The sequence below is a fragment of the Henriciella sp. AS95 genome, from assembly GCF_038900055.1.
Classification (GTDB): Bacteria; Pseudomonadota; Alphaproteobacteria; order Caulobacterales; family Hyphomonadaceae; genus Henriciella.
The window spans coordinates 765,745-790,884 of sequence record NZ_JBBMQM010000001.1 but is presented as its reverse complement, the minus strand read 5'-3'; the positions used below and the strand labels follow the sequence as shown (position 1 = coordinate 790,884).

The following is a 25,140-nucleotide window of genomic DNA, read 5'->3' as shown; positions in this document are numbered from 1 at the left end:
CGCGGTCTGGCGAGACGATCACGATTGGCAGCGCTTCGATTGATGCTAATGTGCGGCCCAGACTTGAGGGGGACGGTTTCATGAAACTTCTACGTCGTGGAATGGCGGCAGCGGCGCTGGCCGTGGCTATGGCGGCATCTGCAAGCGCTGAGACCTGGGCAAGCTACAAAAACTGCATTGCCCCCACCGCGATGGGCAATGAGCCGCAAGCCCTGCTGCAGGACCCCTATTTCTTCACACGTTCCGGCATCATTCTGACCTGGTATATCCATGGCGCAGCGCCCTTCGCGTCAGCCAATCCGGAGGCTGTCCTGCCTTTCGCGGACTGTTTTGACCCGGACTTTGTCCTCGATTGCGGCATCCCGCGGGACGCGGCGATGGCCGCCACGCTGCGCGGCCCGAATGGCGCAGCCGCGCTCCAGCCCGGCGGCGCGCTCTACCGCTATTTTGAAGCAGGTCCACCTCCGCCTGCCGCCATCAAATATGCGGGCCAGAATATCGGCACCTGCTTTGGCGACGACAATGTCCACATCAATCTCGAAGACGATTTCTATGTCAGCGAGTTCGACCAGGAGGCCTGCACAAACCTGTCGAACGAGATGAGCATCAAGACCAATGGCCAAGGCCTGAAGATCGACGCGACAAAGCTGAACCAGAGCGCCGATCCGGCCCTTTTGCGTCAGGCCGATTGGGCAATCATGTATGGCATGACCTTCTTTGAAAGCTACAACTGCACCTTCTATCCGAAATCTGGTGAGAAGACGGTCTATGATTACTACCAGTCGAAGCTCGCCAATGAGAGACAAGCTGCCCGCGACGCAAAATTCGCCGGCCTCAACGGCTGCGAGATCGCTTACGGCTATGTCTACAACGGCATCAACGCCGACTACGTGCCCGCAGGACGCGTGCCTGGTGAGGGGATCGGCTGGGCGCTCGACTATGAGAAAGCCAACCTCAACAATGAAGAATGTCCCGTCATGCCCCAGGCGCTGAGCGACTGGGTGATGAAACAGCCCCTCGAATCTTTCCAGCCCGCGCCCGACCCCTACACGGCTCTGCGGCGTCGCACCCGCCCGACATTCGGAAACGACCACGCCGCCTGGACCGATTTCGCCGAAGCATGGATGGAGCGCTACGACCTCGTCAACGCTTCTAACCGGTGCCAGGACGTCAAGGATTATGTGTTCGGCACGAACGGCGACAACATGTCGGCCGACAGCGCCGAGGCCGCGTTCCGCCGTCTTCTGTATCTGGCCGAGAAGTCGCCCGAGCGTCAGGTCGCAACCTCAGCCGTCTGCGCCTTCACGCCGGACTATGTCTGGCCGAAGGTCCAGCAATATAGGGCGAAACAGTCAGCAGATCGCGCCGCCGCAGAACGCCAGCGACGGATCAATGAGCAACGCACGCAGCAATCGCGCGATCGATGGGCGCCGCCAGCGCAGAAGAACTATCTTTGGACGAACGCACCGACGACACGCTGCTATTCGGCCGGCGATACCAAGTACGGCACAAAACAGGTCTGCTTCACGAACTAGCCGACTTCGCAGCGCCGTATTTTCCCGATAGTCTGGGCGAATGGCGTACTTCCGAAAGCCGAAAACCCAGAATGAGCGCAAGGCGGACCAGGCTGTCCTGGCTGAGCAGGGCGCTCCTGTTCACAAGATCAAGGCGCGGAAGCGCACGCTGAAAAAGGCCGAGGCGGGACCGCCCACGGACCATAGCGATCTTAAACCGGCTGCGCGCAATGATCGCTCACGCGGGAAGCCGAGCCACAGTCCGGCACGGAAAGCAAAACAGAAGGTGCGGGACAAGACGCCCCGGACCTAGCGCTGACTAATACCCGTCCGCATTGCCGTCCTTGCGCATCTCGGTCGCGGCGATCCAGGCGCCGGTCTCGAAATCCTTCGCGATCGCCTGATAGCCGCCGCCATTGGCGCTGCAGCACTCGACTGTAAAGCCGCGGCGCTCAAGCTCGGCGCGCGTTTCCGGCGGGATACCGCTTTCGAGGTGGACGACGCCCATATCGCTCTCGCAGGCGTCGCCGGAGAGGTCATCGGTCGGCTCGCAGCCACCTGTATGTTCCCAGCGCGCCGCGTCGCCCGCCTCCTGCAGGCCCATATCGAAATCGACGAGGTTGAGGATGATCTGGACATGGCCCTGCGGCTGCATGCCCCCGCCCATCAGGCCGAAGCTCATCCACGGCTCATATGGGCAGGCCTCTTCGGCGGCCACAGCGCGGACCTGACAGCCCGGCATGTCCTTCCTGAACGCGAAGGCCGGAATGATCGTATGGAAAGGCCGTTTGCCTGGCTCGAAGACGTTCGGATGCTCAGGGTCGAGCGAGAAGAGCTGGCCGCGATCCTGGAACATGAAGCCGAGACCATCGGCCACAAGGCCTGAGCCCATGCCGCGATAGTTCGACTGGATCAGCGAGACCATCATGCCGTCCTTGTCGACCACGGTGAGATAGGTTGTGTCGCCATCATTCAGAGCCGCGTCTGCCGCGCCAAAGCCAGCTTCAGGTGGATCCATGGCCTTGCTGAGATCAATCAGCTGGCTGCGTTCGGCGTTATAGCCCTCGCGGATGAAGACCTCAGGATCAATGCCGCTATAGGCCGGATCGGCATAGCCCTTGGCGCGATCCGCAAAGGCGAGACGCTTCGCTTCGATCTGCGCCACCAGACTATCCGCCGAGCCAAAACCCATCTCCCGCAGATCGAACCGCTCCAGCATTTGCAACATCTGCAGCGCCGCGACGCCCTGCGTGTTCGGCCCAAGTTCGCAGAGCTTCACCTCGTCTCTATACGTCACACACAACGGCTCGACCCACTCGCCGTCATGCTGGTTGAAATCCTCATAGCGCAGCGCCCCGCCAATGCGCTCGAAATAGTCCGACATGATGTGGGCGGTCTCGCCTGAATAGAATTCGGCCGCGCCGTGATAGGCAATCCGCTCCAGCGTGTCGGCAAGGTCCGGGTTCTTGAACAGCGAGCCTTCGCGCGGCGCCGGCGAGAAATACGTCGCCTTGGCGTTCTCATACTCTTCCAACATGCCGCTCTCATAGGCCGGCTCGTATCGCTTTGGTCCAAAGCTCCAATAGTAAGAGATCACTTCGGGGATCGGCGCGCCTTCGCGCGCATAGCGGATCGCTGGCTCGAGGTTCTCGTTCATCAGACGCTTGCCGAACCGCTCATGCAGCGCATACCAGGCCTCGACGGTCCCTGGCACAGTCACGGGCGCCGCCCCATAAGGCGGGATTTCCTCGCCATCCATGAATTCATCGGCCTTGGCCTGCATATCCTCAAGTGTCGCGCCCATCGCCGAGCGGCCCGACCCATTATAACCGTAGAGCTTCTGCGTTTCTGGATCCCAGACGATAGCGAACAAGTCGCCGCCAATGCCATTGCCGGTCGGCTCAACCAGCCCGAGCATCGCATTCGCGGCAATCGCCGCATCGACCGCACTGCCGCCGCGCTTCATCACATCAAGCGCTGTCTGTGTGGCCAGCGGATGGGCCGTGGCCGCCGCCGCATTCGGCGCGACGACAGCCGATCGAACACCGATATCGCGGCCTGACGGCATCCGGTCGCCGGGGCCGGGCAGCACCGGTTCAGAGTCCGCCTCCGAGACTGGCGCCTCGCTGGGTGTAACAGCCTGCGCCCTCGCTTCCGGGGCGGCTGCTGTCTCTGTCACACAGGCTGCGAGCCCCGCCAGAACAACGCCTGCAACAGTGGACATAACCGCCTTGCCAATTCTCTTCACTGGGGACTCCTATCGACGTCGAACCTTTATTCCCGTATGGCACACGACATTCGCGGCTTGAGACCGCAAACGCAAGAAGAACGCAAAAACGGGACTTTACATGGCATATGAAACGCTGCTGACCGAAGTCGATGACGCGATCGCGATTATCACGCTGAACCGACCGGACGCGCTGAATGCGTTCAATAATGAGCTCATGGATGAGCTGACCGAAGCGCTCGACCGTTTCGATAATGATGCAACGATTGGCTGCATCGTGATCACCGGCTCCAAGAAGGCCTTCGCTGCCGGCGCCGACATCAAGGAAATGCGCGAGCAATCCTATCTCGACGCCTATTATGCCGATTTCATCACGAAGAACTGGGAGCGCGCCTCGCGCATGCGCAAACCGGTTATCGCAGCCGTGTCAGGCTACGCGCTTGGTGGCGGCTGTGAGCTGGCCATGATGTGCGATTTCATCCTCGCTGCCGAGAATGCCAAGTTCGGCCAGCCGGAGATCACCATCGGTGTATCGCCCGGCGCTGGCGGCACGCAGCGCCTGACGCGCTTTGCCGGCAAGTCCAAGGCGATGGAAATGTGCCTCACCGGCCGCATGATGGACGCCGCCGAAGCTGAACGCTCCGGTCTCGTCTCGCGCATCGTACCGACTGATGATCTTCTTGATGAAGCCCGGTCTGTTGCCCGCAAGATCGCGTCCATGCCGCGCGCCACAGCGATGATGACCAAGGAAATGGTCAATACGGCCTATGAAACCACACTCAGCCAGGGCGTGATGTTCGAACGCCGCCTCTTTCATTCGCTGTTCGCAACGGACGACCAGAAAGAAGGCATGGAAGCCTTCGTCGAGAAGCGCGAACCGCACTTCAATAATCGTTAAAACGGGGTCCGGCGGGGGCGAGCTGTATCGCGCCTGCCTTTATTGCACCCATCACCGCCCATTCCGGTTGACGACATGGGGTGGTTTAGGTATGTCCGCCGCTTGCGTCCGACCGGACACTCAGGAGTTATTGATGGCGAATACACGCTCAGCCAAGAAAATGGTGCGCAAGATTGCACGTCGCACCGAAGTGAACACAGCACGCCGTTCGCGCATGCGCACCTACATCCGCAAGGTTGAGGAAGCGATTGATGCCGGCGACCAGAAAGCCGCTGCTGAAGCGCTGAAGACGGCCCAGCCGGAAATCATGCGCGCCGCCAGCAAGGGCGTTCTTCATAAGAACACCTCGGCCCGCAAGATTTCGCGCCTCAGCGCGCGCGTCAAAGCGATGAGCTAACGCTTTCCTTCGAAGCGTTACAAATCTGCATTTTTGCAAGACCCGCATGGCTTCCCATGCGGGTCTTTTTTTACGTCTGCACAGGCTGTGATCAGGCTGCAAAAGCCGACAAAAAAATTGTTAAATTCACAGCTTGTTGGGGCCTCAAAAGTTGACAGAACAATTGCGGAACAGATATATAGGTACTATACGTTCACTTGTGCGCCGAATATTTTTTCAGGCTTATATACAATTGAATTTTCTGGAGTTTTCCCCTGTCACAAGAACTTCAAGATGCTTATTCCGAAGAATCAAAAAAAAGGCAGCTAGACTCACTCTGAGGCCCTGTGTTTTAGTAAATCCATCGACGGAAATTAGTCCCTGTACAGCGTGTTTTTGGCGTCAGACCGGTGAGGTCTGAAAGCAGGGTTCGTGTCTTCCTTGTCGTTGTGGAGAGTGGAACACAAAACACAGAAAAGGGGAAGTTCCGATGGGGCGCCAAGAAGAATCTGGCAACTGGGGTAGAGAAGGCAAAAAAGCCGAGGGTAAAGTTATCGACAAGCATCAGGGTCTGGCCATTTGGAACGCTGTTCTGGATGACGCCCGGCAGATCGCGTCACCCGACGACTACAACAAGTGGATCAAAGACCTGCGCTTCGTGGCTGAGGTTAACAATTCTGTTCTCATCGCTGCGCGTGACCAACTCACCTTTGACCGCATCAGTGGCAATCACCGCCCGATGTTGAAACGAGTCTGGCGCAAGACTGACCCGAAGGGCCGTGCCCTCGAAATCGCCTGCTGGAAGGACATACCGGCAGAAACACGCGAGCTCGCAGGTGATCTGTGGTCCGCGGAACAGGAAGCAAAACGGGCAATCGGCAACGACGCCGACGAAGCCGCCGAAGTCACCGCACCAAGCGACGGCTCGATGACCTTCGAGACGCTGATCGTGGGCGACACAAACAAGTGTGCCGTACGTCTGGCTGAGCGGCTCGTTGAAGGCACCATGCTGCGGGCCGACGTCGCGCTCATTTATGGCCGCCAGGGCACTGGCAAGACGCACATTCTCCGTGCGATCGAATTCGCCATCGCCGCCCGCGCTGACGGACGCCGGGTGACCTATATGACGGCCGAAGAATTCATGACGGCCTTCGTTGATGGGGCTCGCGAGGGCGACACCCGCAATCTGAAAGCGCAAGTTCGCGACAATGATCTCCTGCTGATCGATGACCTGCAGTGGATCGCCGGCAAGAAGAAGACCGATGAGGCATTCTTTGCGAACATCCGGTCCGTCACAAAGAGCGGTGGCCGTGTTCTCCTGACGGCTGACGAAGCCCCCGGAGACCTGAAAGGCTTCTCACAGCGTATGCGCGGTGAGCTGCTCGGTGCGGCAACGGCTGAAGTGGGTCTGCCCGATCAGGAAATGCGCCGTGAGATTGTGCGCCTCCATGCCGCTCTCATCCGCAAGGATCAGCCAAACTTCGAGCTGAGCGAAGAGATGATCGACCGGATCGTCGCGACCGTTCGTGGCCCGGGCCGTGAGCTGTGCGGTGTCCTGTGGAGCCTGCAGACCGAAACCGGCTACGGCGATGTCGAACCGGATATGGACATGCTGGTTACGGTGCTTCGCCGTCAGCAGGGCGAATATCAGGCCCCGACGCTGGACAATATCAAACGTGCCGCCATGCGCATTTTCGATATCTCCAAGCCGGAGATTGAGAGCGCGAAGAAGGCCCGTCAGGTCTGTCACCCGCGCCAGATCGCCATGTATCTGTGCCGTGAAATGACGGACAAATCCCTGCCGCAGATTGCGCGTGCCTTTGCCAAGAAGGATCACACCACGGTGCTTCATGCATGGCGCAAGATCCGCAAGGCCATGCAGACCGATGCCGACATGGTTCGTGATGTTGAACGTGTCCGGGAGATGGTCTTCGAAATCCAGTCCGAGGGAAATGGCTGATCCGCAAAGATTCCTGCGAATCTTCCGCTTTCAGGGGCTTGCATTTTAGCCCATTTTGACAAGGGTACTCGGCCCGCTTCCTTTGAGGAGGCGGGCCGATTCGTCTCAACCGGGGATGATGAACAGGCAAACAAGAAGGACAGCGGCACCAAGACTGCTGACAGGATGGGCTGATCGATGAAGCTGACGATTGAACGAAGTGATCTGTTGAACGCACTGTCCCACGTGCAGAACGTGGTGGAGCGGCGCAACACGATTCCGATCCTGTCGAACGTCCTGATGGAAGCCAAGGGCAGCGAACTGACGCTGGTCGCAACAGACCTTGATATCGAGGCCGTCGACAGCGCCGATGCGAAGATCGACAGCGAAGGGTCGATCACAGCGCCTGCCGGCACCCTGTTCGACGTTATCCGCAAGCTGCCCGCTGGCGCAGATGTCGAGCTTGAACTCAACCCGGAAAACCGCCGCCTGACGATCCGCTCCGGGCGCGCCAAGTTCGAGCTGCCAACCCTGCCGGCCACCGACTTCCAGACCATGACCGGCGACGACAGCGCGACGACTTTTGATGTCGACGCGGCAGATCTTCGCCGCCTGATCGACAAGACGCGTTTTGCCATCTCGACCGAAGAGACGCGGTATTATCTGAACGGCGTCTATCTGCACGCGGCCGATGGCGACAAGGGCGCGAAAGTCCTGCGCGCCGTGGCCACGGATGGCCACCGGCTCGCGCTCGCTGACGCGCCGGCCCCGAAAGGCTCTGAAGGGCTTGATGGCGTGATCGTCCCGCGTAAGGCAATCGGCGAAGTGCGCCGCCTCATCGATGCGGTCGACGGCGATGTCACCATTTCCGTATCCGAGACCAAGATCGTCTTCCAGGCCGGCCGCGCCGTGCTGACGTCCAAGCTGATCGACGGCTCCTTCCCGGACTATCAGCGCGTCATTCCGAAGGGCAATGACAAGCGCCTCGTCATCGACAACAAATCCTTCGAAGCCGCCGTTGACCGGGTCTCCACCGTGTCCGCCGAACGCTCACGCTCTGTGAAGCTGTCGCTGGCCGACGGCAAGGTCACGCTCGCTGTGAACTCCGCGGAAACCGGCCAGGGCCATGAAGAGATCGAATGCGACTATAGCGATGACGCGATGGAAATCGGCTTCAACGCCAAATACCTCCTCGATGTCACAGCGCAGATCGAAGCCGAAGACGCCGAATTCATGCTGAACGACCCGGCCTCACCAGCGCTGATCCTCGATCCGGGCGATCTTGCCACACGCTATGTGCTGATGCCGCTTCGGGTTTGATCGCCGTGGCGGGGCGAGACAACCCGATCGTCGCGCTGCAGAGGTTCATTCTCTATGTTCTAACGATCTTCGGAATAATCTGCGTCGCGACCTTTTGGTCGACTGGACGAGAGGATGTCTTTGCCATCGGATACTCGGACGCTATCGTTCCGCTCTTCATTTTTGCATTGGCTCACCTTATTCCATTGATCGCCTTCGTAACTTCGATCATTTTTTTGCTGATGCGCCGGGGGCGTGCCTTCTTTTACGCAGGCAATGCAATCATCACGCTTCTTGTGCTCGTGCCAATCTATGCTGTGGGGTCGTTGAATGGGCTCTTTGGATAGTGTTGGCGTCACTCTCGATGGCCCCAAGGCGATCTGACAGCCCATCTCCTACCATCTCGGCTCGCGTGACTTCAGCGTTCGGAGATGGGCCCTCTGACCGCTGCGCGGTCGAGGGTGACGCATACTTCAACATCTGGAAATGTGTGGAGAGTCAGCCTTAAACGTTCGGATCATGATTGCGTTAGCCACATCCTTCGATGACTGTCCTCCTCCCCCGTTTACGGGGGAGGTGCCCGAAGGGCGGAGGGGGAAAGCAGCAAGCGCTCCCTTCTGCGGTTCCCCCCTCCGACCTGCTTCGCAGGCCACCTCCCCCGTGAACGGGGGAGGATGACAAGACATGACCGCCCTAACGCGCCTCCGCCTGTCCAACTTCCGCAATTACGAGACCGTCTCGCTCGATCTCGTTGGGCGGCATGTCTGCCTCTATGGCTCGAATGGCGCGGGCAAGACCAACCTTCTGGAAGCGGTCTCACAGCTCGGTCCGGGACGCGGCCTGCGCTCAGCCACGCTCGCCGATCTCACCCGCCATGGCGCAGACACAGGCTGGACCGTCTCTGCCACCGTCGATGACCAGAAGATCGGCGTCGGCCTCGAAACCGATGGCAATTCCTCCAAACGCATCATCCGCATCGACGGCGCCCCGTCCCAGGCCTCTGACCTCGCAGATCTCATCCGCATCGTCTGGCTGACCCCTGCCATGGACGGCGTGTTTCGCGGCGGGGCATCCGATCGCCGCCGCTTTTTCGATCGCCAGGTCATGGCCCACATCCCCTCACACGGCACCGCGGCTGCCCGATATGAGCGCGCCATGCGAGAGCGAAATGCCCTGCTTGAGCGCGGCCATGTCGACCCGGCCTGGGCCGATGCCATCGAAACCCGGATGGCCGAAGCGGGCGCCGAAATCGCCATCAACCGCGCCAGTGTCCTGGAAAACCTGCAAGCCGCTGTCGACGCCCGGCCCGACGGTTATTTCCCGAAAGGCGCTCTCTCTCTGGAGGGCGAGGCCGAGCAATCCGCCATCAAGGGCGAGGACTTCAAGACCATCTTTGAGGGGCTCGCCGATGCCTATCGCAATGGCCGTCGCCGCGACATGGCGGCGGGACGCACCCTGTCCGGCCCGCACCGCACAGATCTCGCTGTCATCCACCGGCCCACAGGCATGCCTGCCGGCGAAGCATCGACCGGCCAGCAGAAAGCGCTGCTGATCGGGCTCATTCTCGCCTCTGCCAAAGCGCTCAGCCAGGATGGCGAAGGGCCCTCGCCTATCCTCCTGCTCGACGAGGCCGCAGCCCACCTCGACGCCGACCGCCGCGCCGCCCTCTTCGACGAGCTCTGCGACCTCGGCGGACAGGCCTGGCTCACCGGCACCGAAAGCTTCCTGTTTGACGCCTTCAGAGACCGCGCACAGGCCCTTGAAGTCGCCGATGGAGACATCGTCCCATCCCGGTCCTGATGTCCCACAAGGCTTGCATCGAAAATCCAATTATTCCTGCTTTCAAAACATTGCATAATTCCGAGCGATAGGGCACGCTACCCGATAGGGATGCATATTGAGCACTCGCAGGCCGGGTGCTGAGGTGAGAGGTCTTACGACCATGAAAGAGCAAGCTCGTCTGGCTGCCTTGTCGGAAACGAAGCTGCTGGATTCAGCCCCCGATCCGCGTTTTGACCGATTGACCCGTCTCGCAGCGAATTCGCTGGAAACGGAAGTCGCTCTTGTTTCGCTGATCGATGCTGATCGCCAGTGGTTCAAATCCTGCTATGGGCTGAACACAACAGAGACCAGCCGCGATGTCGCCTTCTGCGAATATGCCATTCGCGGCAATGACGTCATGGTCGTTCTGGATGCGTCCAAGGACATCCGCTTTGCGGACAATCCCCTCGTCACGGGTGACCCTTTCATCCGCTTCTATGCAGGCGCGCCGCTCGTCACAAAAGACGGACACGCGCTCGGCACATTGTGTGTGATCGACCCGAAGCCCCGCGAGTCATTCGACGAAACCGACAAGCAGATCCTTCGCGATCTCGCTGATGGTGTCATGGTCGAGATTCAGGCTGATGCCCGCAAACGTCAGGTCCGCGACCTCTCGGTCATCAATCGGGAGCTGGAGCACCGCATGGGCAACATGTATGCGCATGTGTCCTCCCTGATCAGCCTGCTCGACAAATCAGATGTGGAGCGCGACGAGTTCGTCCGCCGCCTGCGCGACAAGATCAATACGCTGGCCGAAACCCAGTCACTTCTCGCAATGAATGAGTGGCAATCGGTCTCGATCCGCGAACTGGCCATCAAGTCGCTGTCGCCATTTGAGCCCGAACCCGACCAACCGCTGATCGCCATCCAGGACAAGGATGACTTTCACATCACGGCGCGCGCCGCTTTTGCGATGTCGCTGCTGCTGAATGAACTCGGCACCAATTCCGTCAAGCACGGCGCGCTTGGTTCTACGGGCGGACGCGCAACATTTGGCTGGACGCAGGGCGACCTGATGCAATTCTACTGGCAGGAAAAGCTCATCGCGCCGCGTGAAGCGCGCGAGCCCGGCAACGGTTTTGGCAGCATGATCCTGAAGCGCATCGTGCCAAAGACATTCGGCGGCGAAGCAATCTTCGACATTCAGCCCGAAAGCTTCAATTATTCGGTGACCGCTCTACCGGACCGGGTGCGAATGGGCGAAGAAGCCTAGCGCCTCCCAGCTGGACTGAGACATTTCCCGGCAACGCGATCAGTCGCTGGCAAGGCCGCTCACCTAAGGCGATCCACCCGCATCGGCCTCGCAATGACGCGACAGCTCGTCGACCTTGGCTGAGTACCGCGCGGGCAACAGACGCTTCAGCTCCGGCCGGTCGATCTGGTTGCAGCTCATGAGCCCCAGAACCAGCTTTGTATCATCCTGGATTTTCTCCATCCTGCGGATGTCTTCGCGTGATCCGTCCGAGCGGCGAAGCGCCTGCTCATTCTCTGCCGCTGCAATGTTGCGGACGGTGAGGTTCCAGGCCAGCGGCAGGATGTCATCAATTCGCTTGGTATGATCGAGGGCGGTTTGCCAGTCCTCATCCAGGATATGGATGAACCCGATATTCTCTTCAGTATAGGCAACACCAACGGCTGTTGCGCCGCGCTCGGCCCGCAGACGCGCCGCTTCGCGAAGCTCTGCAAGGGCTTCCTGAAGGGCGCTTTCGGAGTCCTGCCCCGAAGGCAGCTGCTCACTTGCGACCAGGGCAACGAGGGTCGTGCCAACGCCGTGATGGGCGATCTGGGCCTGCAGGAGGGTTTCGTCGAAATCACCACCTTCAAGCATGGACGCCGCTTTCAGGAAGGCCTGATAAGCCAGCAGCGCATCGCCGCGCTTGCGCAGGCATTGCCCCTTCCAGAGCAGCAACATCGGCGCCTCGAGTCCACGCGCCGACGCCTGGTTCACATAGTCGACCACGGTCGAACACCCGCGATTCCAGCCAAGCGAAGAATCGTTGGCGGCCCGGTACTCCAGCGCTGCGAGTCCGGCGGCGCCTCGCGCCTGCGCCTCCAGGGATTCAGAGTTCTCCAGCAGCGCCGTCATTGAGCCGCGCACCGCCTCGGCATTCTGTCCGCCCCAGTCCTCAAGCGCCGCCTGCAACTGAAGACGCTCATCGGTTGAGAGAAGTTCACCATCAGTGCCATCGGCCCGCAGGACCAGCCCGACAACCTGAGACGTCACCTCATTGAGCGGATTGCCAAGGAAATGCGCCTGGGCCAGCTGCATCGCATTTTCCTTGTATCCAGACGCCTGGCTGACACTGTCGGCACGCTGGATTTCCCGCGCGAGATCGGCCTGCCGACGGGCCGCCTCATTCTCTTCGCGAATGGCAACGATAGCGGCCTGCGTCGATTCTCGCTGGCGCCCAGCCTCTCCGGCAACGATACGCAAATTCATCTCGTTGAGACGCGTCTGTTCGGCATATTGCTGCTTCAGGCCGGACAGCTGCATGTAGAAATAGATCACGCTGCCCGCCACGATGACGGCCGCCATGCCAATGATCGCCGCGAGCGCTGTCATCAGGAAGCGGAAACTCTGTTGCTCTTCCCGCAGCTCGGCGAGCAGGTCGGCCGATGTGATCTGATGCTCTTTCGTCGTGTCAGTCATTCAATTTCCTTCACGCACGCGCGCTGATTGTCTGTCCATCGGTCTCATCCCAGACCTCGTCGCCGAAGACCGGTTCAAGCAAGAGTTTCATGGCGGTATCCTGATCGTCTTCCCGGATGAACGCCTCGGCGATCATCAGCTTGACCCTCATCTGCCGAAACCGCCACATCCGCAGCGCCGCGCCGATCGCAGTCATCATGAAAAAATTGGTCGCGCCGAGCAACCGCTCCGGCTTTCCGGCAAAAATCTCGGCCCCGATGGGGAGAGGGTAGTCGCCGGACAAGGCCGAAATGAAGGTCGCAAAACAGGTCAGCGTCGCCATGATCGCGAGCAGCAGGATGTAGCGCGATCTGCGCGACCTTTCCTTGATCTGCGCTCTATGGCGCCCGATGAGCGAGTTCAACGTCCCCATGACGGAAAAAGGAATCCGCCTTCCCGCCCGCGAAGTCAATTCATTTCCAGATCGCGCCTCAAGGCTCAGCCATGCTGCAAATCAGGCGCATGATGACTGTACGCGCTGTCGGAAATCCTTACAGAATAACCGGGTGAGGGAGGCGAAAGCGATGCCAGGTCCGGTCAGTGATCACTACAATTCTATCGATTTATTATCGCGCATAGAGCGGGCCCTGGGCACTATAGATCGCACGCCTGACACGGTGACGATCGAAGAGATTGCACCGCTCGAGGAATTCCATATCGGCGCTCGCGCGGCGACCGCGGCCCTTATTCCGAAACTCGAACTGAAATCCAGCCATCGCGCGCTTGATGTTGGCTGCGCCACAGGCGGCGTGTCCCGCTACGCCGCCAACCGCTACGGATGCGCGGTGGATGGCGTGGACCTGACCGCCACTTTCATCGAAGCTGGAAAGACGATCTCATCCTGGCTCAACCTGACCAGCAAGGTGCGTCTGCATCACCGCAATGCCGCAGAGACCGACTTCGAAGACGACACATTCGATTGCGCGTGGATGTTCCATGTAGGCATGAATATCGAGCACAAAGGCGAGCTCTTTTCCGAAGTTAAGCGCGTCGTGAAACCCGGTGGCCGCTTTCTCATTTACGACATCATGCGCGGGCGGGATGCGAGCACGCCGCTCCGCTTTCCGATGCCATGGGCCAGCGAAGGCTCGATCAGCTTCGTTGAACCGGTCGAAACCTATGAGGATGGCCTCGAAGCCGCCGGGTTCGCAATCCATAGCAGCGTGCCTCAGTCGGATATCGCCGGCGCTTTCTTTGAGCGACTGGCAGAGCAGACAGGCAAGAAGCCCTCAGCGATCAGCACGGCCACCCTGATGGGTGACGGCGCCGGCGAAAAAAGCGCCAATCTGCTTGCCGCATGGCAGGCAGAGCAGATCATGCCGACCGCAATCCTGGCGAAAGTCCCCGGGTAAGCCAACATCCGAATTGATTTTTCCAGATACTCCCCTTAGACGTGTAAAGTACGAATCCGTACTATTATGCACCAACCCAGAATCTTCCACCTCCTCCAGCGCGCCCATGGCGCCCTGTTTCGCGCCGCCGACCGCAAGCTGCGCAGCGATGCAGGCATATCCTCCTCTCAGCAGGGCGTGCTGTTCGTGCTGCATCAGAAGGACGGCCGCCCCATTGGAGAGATCGCCAAAGTTCTGAGCATGAGCAAATCGACCCTGACCAGCATCGTTGACCGCCTTGTCGAAGACGGTCTGGCGCGCCGCGAAACGAGCTTTGACGACGGGCGCAACCAGCTGGTCTATATCGAAGACAAGGGCCGCGCCCTCATCGAACGCGCTGCCATCCAGACGCGCGCGGTCAACGCAGCGCTGCTTGAGGGCTTCACAACAACAGAAATCGCGGCAGTCGAGCGATTTCTCACCCATGTTTCGGAGAATGGCGACCGCATCGTGTCCGGCATCTCCCACCCCAATTCAGCAGATCAGACGGAGACACATCATGACTGAGCACATCAAGACGACGACCCAGGACCGCATCCTCACCATCATGATCAACCGCCCCGAGCGCAAGAATGCACTGACGCAGGCGATGTACGGCGCCATGGCCGACGCGATCAAGGATGCCAATAGCGACAAAGGCGTCCGCGCCATCGTCATTACCGGCAATGGCGACCTCTTCACCGCCGGCAATGATCTCACCGATTTCGCGGCCGGCATGGAAGAGGGAGAGCCACCGGTTCAGCGGTTTCTCAACACGATCCGCGATGCGGAAAAAACCATCATTGCCGCCGTGAATGGTCCAGCCATCGGCGTCGGCCTGACCATGCTGCTCCACTGCGACATCGCCTACGCCGCCGAAACCGCTGACTTCCGGGCGCCCTTCACCGCGCTCGGCCTTGTACCGGAGGCGGGCTCCTCCATGCTGCTGCCGCTGACCGTCGGAAACTCCATGGCGAACGAAATCCTGCTCGCTGGCCGCGCCCTCAGCGCGGAAGAAGCGCTCTCCTGTGGACTGGTCTCGCGTGTCCTGCCGGCCGGTAAAGTAGTCGAAGCAGCCATGAAATGTGCCGGCAAGATCGCGGCCTCGGCCCCGCAAGCCACGCGGCTGGCGAAAACCCTCATCCGTCACAACCGTGACGCCGTCGCCGCCCAGATGCAGGCCGAAGGCAAGATCTTCTCCGCCCAGCTGAAATCGCCCGAATTTGCCGAGGCCGCCGCCGCCTTCATGCAGAAACGCGCGCCGGTCTTCGAGGACTAGGACAAACACCAGCTTCTGGACCGATAACGCCCCTTTCTGCGCCTTCTTTATTGAGCCTGTATCGGCTCGGTATTGGAGGCGCTCATGACCACCCCTTCGCTCAGAAACATCATCTCAAGCGTTCGACAGAATGCAGACGCGCCCGCAAAGCCACCGGAAAGCTTCGCGGCTGCGCTTTACAACACCGTCCGCGACCGGCCGGGCAACCTGTTCATATCGCCGGTCAGCCTCGAAGCGTGTCTTGCGCTGCTGCTGCCGGGCGCTCGCGGCGAAACGCTAGCGGGCTTGCAGGAAACGCTCGGGCATGGCGGCGACGCCGATGCCACCATTGAAGCCAGCAGTTTCCTTCAAAGACGCCTCGCCACGGGCGACACGCTGTCTGAACGTGACGAAGCCATGGGCCGGGAGCCCGAACCGCAGCCCATCTACATCAACAACTCGGTCTGGTTCGATCCGTGCGTGGTCGTCGAACAGGCCTGGCTGGATGCCGTTGCGCAGTATTTTGACGCCGAGGAACACCGCGCACCGTTCAGGGAGGACCGGGGCGAAGCGGCCAGCACGATCAACCGCTGGGTCGAGGACAAAACAAATAACCGCATCAAGAATCTGCTGGACGCAGGGTCGATGTCGCCCGACATCCGCGCCGTTCTGGTCAACACGATCTACATGAAAGCGGGCTGGGCCACTGAGTTCAGCCACAGAGACACAACCGATCATGATTTTGAGCTGGCTAGCGGACAGACGGTGCAGGTGCCCATGATGGGACAAACGCGGCGCTATCAGTTCCATCGCGGCAAGTCGTTCAGCGTGGCGCGTCTGGCCTATCGCCCGGCTGGGCTTTGCATGGACGTGATCCTGCCCTTAAAAGGTGTTTCGGTCAGCGAGGTCGAACGACTCCTCGTCTCAGGTGACACGCTGACCGAAGAGCTGGACCTCTCGAACGCTGACTTTGAGAAACTTGACCTCAAGCTCCCGAAATTCCGGGTCGAGAAAACCTACGAGCTGTCTCCTGCTCTCAACGCCATGGGCCTGCGCAAATGCTTCGGTCTGGACGCCGATTTTTCAGGCATCGCAGACCCTGCGCGCCAGCCCGATGGCAAAGGCATTGCGTTTGACGAGGTCATCCAGAAGACCTTTGTCGAGGTCGACGAGGAAGGCACAGAAGCAGCCGCTGCCACCGCCATTGAGATGGTTGACATGATGATAGCCCCTTCCGGCTATGAGCCGCCTCCGACACCCTTTCATTGCGACCGGCCTTTCCTTTTCGTGATCCGTGAGCAGGAGACCGGTGCCATTCCCTTCATGGGCCGCATCGAAGACCCTAGGGCCGGCTGACGGTCACACCGCCTTGGCGTGACGGGGCGCGGCGGTCTCATCCGGGACATAGGCATCGAAGCAGCGCGCGACGGTCCGCATCAGGGCGCGGGCAGGCTCCGGCACGGTTATCCGTGTCCCCTCGATCACGCAGAGGCCTGCTGCCGCAAGCGGCGCAGCGCGCGTCAGCGCGTCATCCAGAGCGTGTGGGTCCGCCCCCATCTCGCGGCAGACCGCCTCAACATCGACGGTCAGTGAACACATCAGGGCTTCGATCGCCCGGCCGCGCAGCCGGTCTTCTTCGGTCACGACGACACCCCGCTCGGTCGGCAGCTGGCCCATCAAAACGGAGGTTTCCCAGGCCCGCCGGTCCTTGGTCGATTGCACGAAGCCCTGCCGGAACGCCGAAATGGACGACACACCGAGCCCGATAAGTGTTTCGCAGGGGTCGGTCGTATAGCCCTGGAAATTGCGGTGCAGGAGCCCTTCTCGCGCCGCAGCGGCCATTTCGTCGCCGGGCCTTGCAAAGTGGTCCAGTCCGACGGGCTCATATCCAGCCGCCGCCAGCGTCCCGGCGACGGCTTCGGCCTGCCTGAAGCGCTCGGTCAGCCCCGGTAGCGCCGCCTCATCGATCGCCCTCTGATGCTTGGCGAACCATGGGACGTGCGCATAGCCGAAGACCGCGACGCGGTCGGCGCCTGCCGCCGCGGCGAAGCAGGCCGTATCGATGACGTCGTCCACCGTCTGGTGCGGCAGACCGTACATGAGATCCATATTGATCCCGGAAATCCCGGCACCGCGCATGTCCTCAACGGCACGCGCGAGCATGTCTCGCGGCTGGATGCGGTTGATCGCTTCCTGCACATGCGGCGCGAGCGTCTGGACGCCGAGGCTGGCACGGGTCACGCCGCTCATGGCGAGCGCGCCGATCCGCTCAGGGGTGAGCGAGCGCGGGTCCAGCTCCACAGCGAACTCGGCGTCGGGCAACAAACCAAACGCCTCACAGATATGCTCGGAGACCTCGATGAAATCATCGGCTGAGAGAGCGTTGGGAGAGCCGCCCCCGAAGTGAAGATGCTTTACCCCACCATGCGTGGGCACATGGCTCGCCCAGAGCTCGATTTCCTTGTGCAGCAGGTCGACATAGCGCGTGACGCGCGAATAGCCGTTGGGCACGCTCGTATGGCACCCGCAATACCAGCAGAGGCGCTCACAGAAGGGGATATGGACATAGACCGAGATCGGCTTGTCATGATCGACACTATCAGCCCAGCGCTCGGCCTCTACCGCGCCAACGCCATCGTGAAACTGCACCGCCGTCGGGTAGCTCGTATAACGCGGCACCGCAGCGCGCGCATAGGGGATCCATTCGTTTTTCATGCCGTGTAGAAACACGATGCAGAACGGTCCCCGCTATCCGGGGTTTCCCTTAGTCGGCCGTCTCTGCTGCAAGCAATATCGTCAGGTCATCGAGCGCCGCATCGAGCGCGTCGCTTGCGTCAACCACAAGATCGGGCGGCACGCCGGCGCCTTCCCAGTTACCGCCAGTATGCGGGCTGATCGGGCGCTCTTCTGGCATGTAAAGGCTGAAACTATCTGACAAGGCCAGGCCATCGCCGACCATGTGAGCCCCGCCGCCTGTCGCTTCGCCGACCACGCGCGCACGACCTGCGGCCTGCAAACCATAAGTGACCGCTTCGGCCGCTGAAAATGTTCGGCCACTGGTCAGGATGTAGAGCGGCCGCCGGGCGCCATAGCGCGGCCAGTCAATTTCCGGCACGGGCCGCTGCTCCAGGCCATCGGCGCCCCGATCCATGACGATCGGCGGTGTGGTACCCGGCTCAAGCATCGACCATTGAACGCGCAGCTCTGCTTCAGGAGACCCGCCACCATTGCCGCGCAGGTCAAGAATCAGGGCTTCAGTGTCCTGCAACAGGGTGAAGGCCGCGCCATAGCGCGCCCATGTCTCAGGCAGGTCGTAGAAACTGGTAAGCTTCAGATAGCCGATATTGCCGTCGAGAATCTCGACTGCGGCAACGCCATGGTTTTTCGATGGTGCAGCCGCATACCAGTCCTCGATCCACGACCCGCCCTCATCGGCCTCGGCGTCCTCTGGCGATGCGCGTGTGGCGTCCAGTTTCACATGCCTGTCGTTCGACACATCGCGCAGATAGGCTGTCGCCTCATCCGCAAAACGCTCGGGGGCCTGACAGGCATCACTGCGCGGTAGCACGGCAGCGTCCTCGCGGATCGCCAGCGCGATTGAAGGCGCCCGGTCCTGCAACACATAGTGCGCCTCAAATGCACGGGCAGCCTCGTCCATCACATCGGCCTCGACCGGGCAAAGCGCAGCGAGGGCCGCTGCAAGAAGAACGCTCATATCTGATTTTCCTTTTCAGTTTTCCGCGCGGCCTCAATCCGCGCAGCAAAGCCCTTCGCCTCGAGCGCCGTATCCAGCCGGTCGAGGCTCGTCATGAAGTCAGGCGCGGCTTCTTCGAGCAGCGCCTTTGCCGCCATATCAACGCGACGGCTGACGGTTCGGACACGCGAAAGCACATCCTGGCCGGCATCGCTCAGCGCAATCAGGGACACGCGCCTGTCGGCCTCGTCTGCGCGTTTCTCGACAAGGCCCTTGCGGGTCATCTCGGTCACCGAATGGACGATTGCGACATGGCTGACGCCGAGCGCGCTTGCCGCCTCCCCCATTCTCACCTCTCCGCGATCGCCGAGCAGCTGAAGCAGCGCAAACCAACGTTGCTCAAAACCAAGCTCATCGCGGTAAAGCTGCGTCACCGGCCCATTGAGCCGCTCCAGCAGCCGCCTGAGCCGCGTCCCCAGCGCCGACACGCCGAGCCGTTTGAGAAAATCATCATCCGTCATATTTTATGTAATAACTTACACATCCATAAGTGACAAGCCCCGTAAGTGCGCCTGGCAGTGCGGCCGGCAGCCCCGTAATTTCCATGAAAACACCTCATGGATCAGGGTCAGAAACACCGGTCTGGGAGCGGCAGAATTCCAGCCCCTGTAACCCCATGTTTTCATTGCGGAAAATACCCCGTTTTTGTGGCGGATTTACCACAGCTCGCGATTTCCCTTTCGGGGCCGAATCCTGTATATTTTCAGGGTATTTTGACGAATCAAACAGCGGCGGGAAGAACATGGCTGAACCAGCAGAAAATATGCCGGAGTATGGTGCCGATTCCATCAAGGTCCTGAAGGGCCTCGAAGCGGTCCGCAAACGCCCTGGCATGTATATCGGCGACACGGATGACGGCTCTGGTCTCCACCACATGATCTACGAGGTTGTCGACAATGCGATTGACGAGGCGCTGGCCGGCCATGCCGACGAAGTGACCGTCACGCTGCACGCCGATGGCTCTGCCGAAATCACCGACAATGGCCGGGGCATCCCGGTTGAGATGCACAAGGAAGAGGGCGTTTCGGCCGCCGAGGTCATCATGACCCAGCTGCATGCGGGCGGGAAGTTCGACCAGAATTCCTACAAGGTCTCCGGCGGCCTGCACGGGGTTGGCGTATCCGTTGTGAACGCCCTGTCGGACTGGCTCGAGCTGCGCATCCACCGCGCTGGCAAGGAGCACTATGTCCGCTTCATCGATGGCGGCATTGTCGAAGCGCCCCTGAAAGAGGTCGGCGTGTCCCCGATGCGCGAGAACGGCAAGCCGCTGACCGGTACGGCCGTCCGCTTCATGGTGTCGGCCTCGACCTTCACCATGACCGAATATGACAGGAAGACGCTGGAGCACCGCCTGCGCGAGCTCGCCTTCCTCAATTCCGGCGTTCGCATCGTCTTCCGCGACGAGCGGGGCCCCGAGACTTACGAAACCGTGCTGGAATATGATGGCGGCGTGAAAGCCTTCGTCGAGCATGTCGACCGCCAGAAGACCGCCCTCATCCCTGAGCCGATCTACGCGATCGGCGAGAAAGACGGCATCACGGTCGAAGTCGCGATGGAGTGGAACGACACCTATCACGAGCAGGTGCTCTGCTTCACCAACAACATCCCTCAGCGCGATGGCGGCACCCACCTTGCCGGTTTCCGCGGCGCGCTGACCCGCATCATCAACAAATACGCCGCCGAGACCGGCATCGCCAAGAAAGAGAAAGTCGACATCTCTGGCGATGATGCCCGCGAAGGCCTCACCTGCATCCTCTCGGTCAAGGTGCCAGACCCGAAATTCTCCTCGCAGACGAAGGACAAGCTCGTCTCCTCCGAGGTCCGCCCCGTCGTCGAGAGCCTGATGGGCGAGAAACTGTCTGAATGGTTCGAAGAGCATCCCAAGGAAGCTCAGATGATCATGATGAAGATCGTCGAAGCTGCCGCCGCCCGTGAGGCTGCTCGCAAGGCTCGTGATCTCACCCGCCGCAAGACTGCGCTCGACATCACCTCCCTGCCCGGCAAGCTCGCCGACTGTCAGGAGAAAGACCCGTCCAAATCCGAAATCTTCATCGTCGAGGGTGACTCCGCTGGCGGCTCGGCCAAACAGGGCCGCGACCGCTCCAACCAGGCCATCCTGCCCCTGCGCGGCAAGATCCTCAACGTCGAGCGCGCCCGCTTCGACAAGATGCTCAGCTCAGACCAGGTCGGCACGCTGATCATGGCGCTTGGCGCAGGCATTGGCCGCGACGAGTTCGACATCAACAAGCTGCGCTATCACAAGATCATCATCATGACTGACGCCGATGTCGACGGCGCGCACATCCGCACCCTGCTGCTCACCTTCTTCTATCGCCAGATGCCGGAAGTGATCGAGCAGGGCTATCTCTACATCGCCCAGCCGCCGCTCTACAAAGTCTCGCGCGGCAAGTCCGAGCGCTACCTCAAGGACGATATGGAGATGGACAATTACCTCATCGAGGAAGGCACCACCGGCGAGACGCTGATCCTCGCGGACGGCACGCAGATCGCCGCCGAGGACCTGCGTGAGAATGTCCGTCAGGCCGCCGCCTTCAAGACGGCCCTCTGGCGCCTCAGCCTGCGGGCCCCCGGCGCGATCGTGGAACAGGCCGCCATGGCCGGTGCCCTCGCCCCCGGCGCTGCCGATGAAGCGGCTCAGAAAACCGCCGCCCGCCTCAACCTCATCGCCGAAGAAGGCGAGGACACATGGGAAGGCCGGTTCGAGGACGGCAATCTCATTCTCGTGCGCGAGGTTCGCTCGGTCGAGGAGAAGGCCGTGCTCGACAAGGCTCTGCTTGCCAGCCAGGACGCAATCCGCCTCAACAATCACGCGACCGCCATTCGCCACCTCTATGTGGAGCCATCCGTGCTGCGCAATGACAAGGCCGGCGAGACCGTCATCCACGGCCCGGTTGCCCTGTTCGAAGCTGTCCTCGCCTCAGGCCGCAAGGGCCTCAAGATCCAGCGCTATAAGGGTCTTGGCGAGATGAACGCCGACCAGCTCTGGGAAACCACACTCGACGCCAACGCCCGCACCCTCCTCCAGGTCAAAGTCGCCCACGCCGACGAAGCCGACGAGATGTTCACAAGACTGATGGGCGACGTGGTGGAGCCGAGGCGCGAGTTCATCCAGGACAATGCGCTGGAAGCTGAGGTGGATGTTTAGGCTTAGCTCTACGAAGTGTTCTAGATGGCTGGACTAAGCCTACCAGAGCCCGACTACGAGATTTGGCACCAAAACGGACGAGCCAGCATTTGGTGGGCAGGTCTCATGCTTCTGAGCACTGGACTACTGACTGGTGCTTTGTGCCTAACTTGGACCTCCACCAATTCCATTGAATTGAAAGTCTTCCTCACGTTCATCGAAATCGGGCTATTTTTCTATTTCCTTGTTTATCAAGGTGCGCGCGAGCAAGCCTACCTTCGACGTCGCGAAGCAGCTAAAAAGGAAGGCTTGTCTCGTCCGATTTGGCGACTCTCTGAAAAGCAACTGATTCAACGCGCCTACAAATTTTCTGGCTCGCACGGCGGCATCAAGGTTTACTCAAAAGAGTGCTCCACAAAACGCGCTGCGCAGCCGAGAGTGGAAGTTGTTCTACAAATTGAAGGTGACACCGTCGCCTTCGCTGACATTTACGTCATTCACCACGAAGCCTGCTGGTACAAACGTAGCAGCCACCATTTTGAACTTGATGGAGAAGAGCTTTCAATTTCGAGCGTGTTCGAAACCGACGATGTTAGGACGCTAGTCGCGGAAGCTCAGGCTGAAGGAGCGGAATTCATTACTATCGGGTTGGCGTCGTACATAGATGATGCTCCGGTTGAATCCGACGGACGAATATTAACCCGCGAACGCGCAGCACGTCTGGCGGAGGGATTAATCCGGTATGCTAGAGCAAGTACGGCAAAAAGCCGGTTTCGAGCGGCGGGCTTGGGGATATCAACCCAGCCGACATCAGCAAATTCAAGAGAGGCAAGACTTCAAAGATCAGCAGTTGTTCTGGCCCTAAAGAGGAGAATGTCCGTCGAGGCCGAACTCTCTCTTGAAGAGGCGGCATCGGTAGTCATCCAGCAAACCAATTCAGATCGCGTCAATCTATCGGAGTATTATCTCTCCAGATCAGCTTTCGATCAGTTGAAGGAAAGAATTGTCGACTTGGCAGGCGACGGCGCTCGCTAGATTGGCTGTGTCGCCAATGTAGCCATCATCTTCACGGCGAATGGCACGGCGTCCTTGGACACGTTCAGGATGAGGGCCGCCTGGCCTTTAGGGCTGAAACAGATCGGACACCTCCCAAAGCCGCCATGGTGAGCGAAGTCGAACCACAGCGGCGGGTGCGCCAGGTTTCCTCATGGTTCGCCCCTCATCCTGAGCGTGTCGAAGGACGCTCAACATGGCGTTGTACGGTGCCGCCGGTTCCTGCGAAAGCAGGAACCCATGGCGCATCGCTTCAGCCGGTTGAGCCATGGATACCTGCCTGCGCAGGTATCTGCGGACATGCGCGCCCAAACCCAACTCCGATCATCCCCGCGAAGGCGGGGATCTCGGGCCGTAAAAGTCAGACGTAGCCGCACAAGATTCCCGCCTGCGCGGGAATGAACGGATGGAGGCGGGAATGAGCGGGTGTTGGGGTTTATGTAATGGACTTCAAATCAGCACGTCGGCCAAGTCCCGCCAGTCCGGGTTCATCTCCTCGATGAGACGAACCTTCCACGCCCGCTCCCATTTCTTGATCCGCCGCTCGCGCTCAAATGCGGATTCGCGCGTCTCGTGCGCCTCATACCATACGAGCGTCTCGCAATTGTACTTGGACGTGAAGCCTTTCAGAATATGCTCCCGGTGCTCATAGGCCCGCCGATTGATGTCGTCCGTCATGCCAATATAAAGGACGCCGCCCGGCTTGTTGGTCATGATGTAGACGTAGAAGGCCATCTGGTTCTGTAACCATTTCCAACGCTAACCCAAACACCGCTCATCCCCGCGAAGGCGGGGATCTCAGGCAGGTGAGGTCTGACCTAGCCGCACGAGATTCCCGCCTTCGCGGGAATGAGCGGAGGGAGGCGGGTTGGAGCAACCCTCAAACCCCCGCCCGCAACACCGCCACAACCTTCTCGCGCACCTTCCAGGGCCGCCAGCTCGTATGCAGCCGTGAGAGCCAGTGCGAATTGGCCTGGCCGAGCCCGTCCGTTACCTGCCAGGGGCGTGGCAGCACTTTTTGCCCCAACACCTCGGCGACATGCGCCATCTCCTCCGGTGAGGCAAAGCGCAATTCCCGGCCCTGATGCTCAAGGATCCAGACCGGCCAGCCCTTGCCCATTTCCTTTGGCGGCATGGGCGGATCAGTCTGCGAAAGCTCGCGCGCCACGCCCGCATTCACCCGCCGGTGCACATAAAGACTGACAGGGGTAAACACCCGCTCGGCGCGATACTCCTTGCGCAGTTTCATGGCTCGTCCTTCCCAACCTGCCGCAAACGCATCAGGATTACCCCGTAATGACACGCCTTCGCCCGGTCCGCCATCATGGCGGCACCTGAAGAAAGGGAGACGCCCATCATGTCCATGCCATCAAGACTGGCCATCGCCGCCCTGAGCCTCAGCGCTGTCGCCGCCTGTGAGCCAGCGGCAAACGATTATGACACATTCATCGACAAGTGCCTGCCCGTCGCCCAGATGCAGGAACAGCCCGGCACGTCGACCAATCTCATGAGCGCCCAGAACGCCGCTGCTGCCTGCGATTGCGCGTGGGACCGCTACAATCATGATGGCGGCTCGGCCTCCTCCGGCGCCATCCGCAGCATGGTCTCCAGCTGCCTCGCCGAGATGGCCGTACAAGGCTAGTCCAGCACCAGCTGCATCTTGTCGACGACCAGGGGCAGGTCAGCAGGCGGGCCGAAGACAGCGCAGCCGGAAATGACCCGCAATCGGCCTAGGATCGGCCCGTAATCGGCCTGCTTTCGGCCCATCCAAAACGCATGGAATCTCGCGAAATTTCC

24 protein-coding genes are annotated in these 25,140 nt (G+C 60.4%); 15 read left to right on the top strand and 9 right to left on the bottom strand.

The window, feature by feature from the left end; genetic code table 11:
• Positions 1–80: 80 nt before the first annotated feature.
• Together WNY37_RS04180 and WNY37_RS04175 are read left to right on the top strand one after the other, a co-directional pair.
• Complete coding sequence (locus tag WNY37_RS04180; RefSeq protein WP_342972203.1) at positions 81–1,535, top strand: hypothetical protein; 1,455 nt, start codon at positions 81–83, stop codon at positions 1,533–1,535.
• Between the two features lie 40 nt (positions 1,536–1,575).
• Positions 1,576–1,827 (top strand): hypothetical protein, encoded by a 252-nt coding sequence (locus WNY37_RS04175; RefSeq protein ID WP_342972202.1) that lies wholly within the window; start codon positions 1,576–1,578, stop codon positions 1,825–1,827.
• 6 nt (positions 1,828–1,833) lie between these two features.
• Here WNY37_RS04175 and WNY37_RS04170 read toward each other — a convergent pair whose 3' ends face one another.
• Positions 1,834–3,762: a gamma-glutamyltransferase family protein gene (locus tag WNY37_RS04170; protein WP_342972201.1), complete on the bottom strand. Its 1,929-nt coding sequence runs from the start codon at positions 3,760–3,762 to the stop codon at positions 1,834–1,836.
• 100 nt (positions 3,763–3,862) lie between these two features.
• Here WNY37_RS04170 and WNY37_RS04165 point away from each other — a divergent pair, with 100 nt between their 5' ends.
• From WNY37_RS04165 to WNY37_RS04140, 6 genes are all read left to right on the top strand, one after another.
• Complete coding sequence (locus tag WNY37_RS04165) at positions 3,863–4,639, top strand: enoyl-CoA hydratase (RefSeq protein WP_342972200.1); 777 nt, start codon at positions 3,863–3,865, stop codon at positions 4,637–4,639.
• Positions 4,640–4,772: 133 nt separating this feature from the next.
• Positions 4,773–5,036 carry a 30S ribosomal protein S20 gene (rpsT, locus tag WNY37_RS04160; RefSeq protein WP_342972199.1) on the top strand — a complete coding sequence of 88 codons (264 nt, stop codon included), beginning with the start codon at positions 4,773–4,775 and terminating at the stop codon, positions 5,034–5,036.
• 469 nt (positions 5,037–5,505) lie between these two features.
• Complete coding sequence (locus WNY37_RS04155; RefSeq protein WP_342972198.1) at positions 5,506–6,975, top strand: DnaA/Hda family protein; 1,470 nt, start codon at positions 5,506–5,508, stop codon at positions 6,973–6,975.
• A gap of 177 nt (positions 6,976–7,152) precedes the next feature.
• Positions 7,153–8,274: a DNA polymerase III subunit beta gene (gene dnaN, locus WNY37_RS04150; RefSeq protein WP_342972197.1), complete on the top strand. Its 1,122-nt coding sequence runs from the start codon at positions 7,153–7,155 to the stop codon at positions 8,272–8,274.
• A gap of 663 nt (positions 8,275–8,937) precedes the next feature.
• On the top strand, positions 8,938–10,053 hold the full coding sequence (recF, locus tag WNY37_RS04145; RefSeq protein WP_342972196.1) for a DNA replication/repair protein RecF: 1,116 nt from the start codon (positions 8,938–8,940) through the stop codon (positions 10,051–10,053).
• Positions 10,054–10,195: 142 nt separating this feature from the next.
• Positions 10,196–11,287, top strand: a complete 1,092-nt coding sequence (locus tag WNY37_RS04140) for a GAF domain-containing protein (RefSeq protein ID WP_342972195.1) — start codon at positions 10,196–10,198, stop codon at positions 11,285–11,287.
• A gap of 63 nt (positions 11,288–11,350) precedes the next feature.
• Here the strand turns inward: WNY37_RS04140 and WNY37_RS04135 are convergent, their stop codons facing one another.
• Both WNY37_RS04135 and WNY37_RS04130 read right to left on the bottom strand, forming a co-directional pair.
• Positions 11,351–12,724 (bottom strand): hypothetical protein, encoded by a 1,374-nt coding sequence (locus WNY37_RS04135; RefSeq protein WP_342972194.1) that lies wholly within the window; start codon positions 12,722–12,724, stop codon positions 11,351–11,353.
• 10 nt (positions 12,725–12,734) lie between these two features.
• Entirely contained in the window at positions 12,735–13,136 is a 402-nt protein-coding gene (locus tag WNY37_RS04130; RefSeq protein ID WP_342972193.1) for a hypothetical protein, read from the bottom strand.
• A 151-nt stretch (positions 13,137–13,287) separates the two neighbouring features.
• Here WNY37_RS04130 and WNY37_RS04125 point away from each other — a divergent pair, with 151 nt between their 5' ends.
• The 4 genes from WNY37_RS04125 to WNY37_RS04110 all read left to right on the top strand — a co-directional run bounded on the left by WNY37_RS04125 (position 13,288) and on the right by WNY37_RS04110 (position 16,747).
• Entirely contained in the window at positions 13,288–14,115 is an 828-nt protein-coding gene (locus WNY37_RS04125; protein WP_342972192.1) for a methyltransferase domain-containing protein, read from the top strand.
• A gap of 66 nt (positions 14,116–14,181) precedes the next feature.
• Positions 14,182–14,661 carry a MarR family winged helix-turn-helix transcriptional regulator gene (locus WNY37_RS04120; protein WP_342972191.1) on the top strand — a complete coding sequence of 160 codons (480 nt, stop codon included), beginning with the start codon at positions 14,182–14,184 and terminating at the stop codon, positions 14,659–14,661.
• A complete protein-coding gene (locus WNY37_RS04115) occupies positions 14,654–15,412 on the top strand; it encodes an enoyl-CoA hydratase-related protein (RefSeq protein ID WP_342972190.1) in 759 nt (252 codons plus the stop codon). Before WNY37_RS04120 ends, WNY37_RS04115 begins: the two co-directional genes overlap by 8 nt.
• An 84-nt stretch (positions 15,413–15,496) precedes the next feature.
• Complete coding sequence (locus tag WNY37_RS04110) at positions 15,497–16,747, top strand: serpin family protein (protein WP_342972189.1); 1,251 nt, start codon at positions 15,497–15,499, stop codon at positions 16,745–16,747.
• A gap of 3 nt (positions 16,748–16,750) precedes the next feature.
• On the opposite strand, the gene hemN is transcribed toward WNY37_RS04110, so the two are convergent.
• From hemN to WNY37_RS04095, 3 genes are read right to left on the bottom strand one after another with little or no spacing between them, the layout of a single operon-like run.
• Positions 16,751–18,106, bottom strand: a complete 1,356-nt coding sequence (gene hemN, locus WNY37_RS04105; protein ID WP_342972188.1) for an oxygen-independent coproporphyrinogen III oxidase — start codon at positions 18,104–18,106, stop codon at positions 16,751–16,753.
• A gap of 49 nt (positions 18,107–18,155) precedes the next feature.
• Positions 18,156–19,106 (bottom strand): S41 family peptidase, encoded by a 951-nt coding sequence (locus WNY37_RS04100; protein ID WP_342972187.1) that lies wholly within the window; start codon positions 19,104–19,106, stop codon positions 18,156–18,158.
• On the bottom strand, positions 19,103–19,606 hold the full coding sequence (locus WNY37_RS04095; RefSeq protein ID WP_342972186.1) for a MarR family transcriptional regulator: 504 nt from the start codon (positions 19,604–19,606) through the stop codon (positions 19,103–19,105). Before WNY37_RS04095 ends, WNY37_RS04100 begins: the two co-directional genes overlap by 4 nt.
• 281 nt (positions 19,607–19,887) lie before the next feature.
• On the opposite strand from WNY37_RS04095, the gene gyrB reads away from it, so the two are divergent.
• Both gyrB and WNY37_RS04085 read left to right on the top strand, forming a co-directional pair.
• Positions 19,888–22,311, top strand: a complete 2,424-nt coding sequence (gene gyrB / locus WNY37_RS04090) for a DNA topoisomerase (ATP-hydrolyzing) subunit B (protein WP_342972185.1) — start codon at positions 19,888–19,890, stop codon at positions 22,309–22,311.
• Between the two features lie 105 nt (positions 22,312–22,416).
• A complete protein-coding gene (locus WNY37_RS04085; RefSeq protein ID WP_342972184.1) occupies positions 22,417–23,325 on the top strand; it encodes a hypothetical protein in 909 nt (302 codons plus the stop codon).
• Between the two features lie 468 nt (positions 23,326–23,793).
• Here WNY37_RS04085 and WNY37_RS04080 read toward each other — a convergent pair whose 3' ends face one another.
• Both WNY37_RS04080 and WNY37_RS04075 read right to left on the bottom strand, forming a co-directional pair.
• A complete protein-coding gene (locus tag WNY37_RS04080) occupies positions 23,794–24,078 on the bottom strand; it encodes a GIY-YIG nuclease family protein (protein ID WP_342972183.1) in 285 nt (94 codons plus the stop codon).
• A gap of 145 nt (positions 24,079–24,223) precedes the next feature.
• Positions 24,224–24,592, bottom strand: a complete 369-nt coding sequence (locus WNY37_RS04075) for a hypothetical protein (protein ID WP_342972182.1) — start codon at positions 24,590–24,592, stop codon at positions 24,224–24,226.
• A 108-nt stretch (positions 24,593–24,700) separates the two neighbouring features.
• Between WNY37_RS04075 and WNY37_RS04070 the strand changes: the two genes are divergently transcribed.
• Positions 24,701–24,985, top strand: coding sequence for a hypothetical protein (locus tag WNY37_RS04070; protein WP_342972181.1), 285 nt, complete (start codon positions 24,701–24,703; stop codon positions 24,983–24,985).
• Here the strand turns inward: WNY37_RS04070 and WNY37_RS04065 are convergent.
• Positions 24,982–25,110, bottom strand: coding sequence for a hypothetical protein (locus WNY37_RS04065; protein WP_342972180.1), 129 nt, complete (start codon positions 25,108–25,110; stop codon positions 24,982–24,984). The two genes, WNY37_RS04070 and WNY37_RS04065, sit on opposite strands and share 4 nt — an antisense overlap.
• Between the last annotated feature and the right edge of the window lie 30 nt (positions 25,111–25,140).

Coding starts and splice junctions, on each gene's coding strand:
- WNY37_RS04180 (WP_342972203.1), top strand. CDS start 81: ATGAAACTTCTACGTCGTGGAATGGCGGCAGCGGCGCTGGCCGTGGCT.
- WNY37_RS04175 (WP_342972202.1), top strand. CDS start 1,576: ATGGCGTACTTCCGAAAGCCGAAAACCCAGAATGAGCGCAAGGCGGAC.
- WNY37_RS04165 (WP_342972200.1), top strand. CDS start 3,863: ATGGCATATGAAACGCTGCTGACCGAAGTCGATGACGCGATCGCGATT.
- rpsT (WP_342972199.1), top strand. CDS start 4,773: ATGGCGAATACACGCTCAGCCAAGAAAATGGTGCGCAAGATTGCACGT.
- WNY37_RS04155 (WP_342972198.1), top strand. CDS start 5,506: ATGGGGCGCCAAGAAGAATCTGGCAACTGGGGTAGAGAAGGCAAAAAA.
- dnaN (WP_342972197.1), top strand. CDS start 7,153: ATGAAGCTGACGATTGAACGAAGTGATCTGTTGAACGCACTGTCCCAC.
- recF (WP_342972196.1), top strand. CDS start 8,938: ATGACCGCCCTAACGCGCCTCCGCCTGTCCAACTTCCGCAATTACGAG.
- WNY37_RS04140 (WP_342972195.1), top strand. CDS start 10,196: ATGAAAGAGCAAGCTCGTCTGGCTGCCTTGTCGGAAACGAAGCTGCTG.
- WNY37_RS04135 (WP_342972194.1), bottom strand. CDS start 12,724: ATGACTGACACGACGAAAGAGCATCAGATCACATCGGCCGACCTGCTC.
- WNY37_RS04130 (WP_342972193.1), bottom strand. CDS start 13,136: ATGGGGACGTTGAACTCGCTCATCGGGCGCCATAGAGCGCAGATCAAG.
- WNY37_RS04125 (WP_342972192.1), top strand. CDS start 13,288: ATGCCAGGTCCGGTCAGTGATCACTACAATTCTATCGATTTATTATCG.
- WNY37_RS04120 (WP_342972191.1), top strand. CDS start 14,182: ATGCACCAACCCAGAATCTTCCACCTCCTCCAGCGCGCCCATGGCGCC.
- WNY37_RS04115 (WP_342972190.1), top strand. CDS start 14,654: ATGACTGAGCACATCAAGACGACGACCCAGGACCGCATCCTCACCATC.
- WNY37_RS04110 (WP_342972189.1), top strand. CDS start 15,497: ATGACCACCCCTTCGCTCAGAAACATCATCTCAAGCGTTCGACAGAAT.
- hemN (WP_342972188.1), bottom strand. CDS start 18,106: ATGAAAAACGAATGGATCCCCTATGCGCGCGCTGCGGTGCCGCGTTAT.
- WNY37_RS04100 (WP_342972187.1), bottom strand. CDS start 19,106: ATGAGCGTTCTTCTTGCAGCGGCCCTCGCTGCGCTTTGCCCGGTCGAG.
- WNY37_RS04095 (WP_342972186.1), bottom strand. CDS start 19,606: ATGACGGATGATGATTTTCTCAAACGGCTCGGCGTGTCGGCGCTGGGG.
- gyrB (WP_342972185.1), top strand. CDS start 19,888: ATGGCTGAACCAGCAGAAAATATGCCGGAGTATGGTGCCGATTCCATC.
- WNY37_RS04085 (WP_342972184.1), top strand. CDS start 22,417: ATGCTTCTGAGCACTGGACTACTGACTGGTGCTTTGTGCCTAACTTGG.
- WNY37_RS04080 (WP_342972183.1), bottom strand. CDS start 24,078: ATGGCCTTCTACGTCTACATCATGACCAACAAGCCGGGCGGCGTCCTT.
- WNY37_RS04075 (WP_342972182.1), bottom strand. CDS start 24,592: ATGAAACTGCGCAAGGAGTATCGCGCCGAGCGGGTGTTTACCCCTGTC.
- WNY37_RS04070 (WP_342972181.1), top strand. CDS start 24,701: ATGTCCATGCCATCAAGACTGGCCATCGCCGCCCTGAGCCTCAGCGCT.
- WNY37_RS04065 (WP_342972180.1), bottom strand. CDS start 25,110: ATGGGCCGAAAGCAGGCCGATTACGGGCCGATCCTAGGCCGATTGCGG.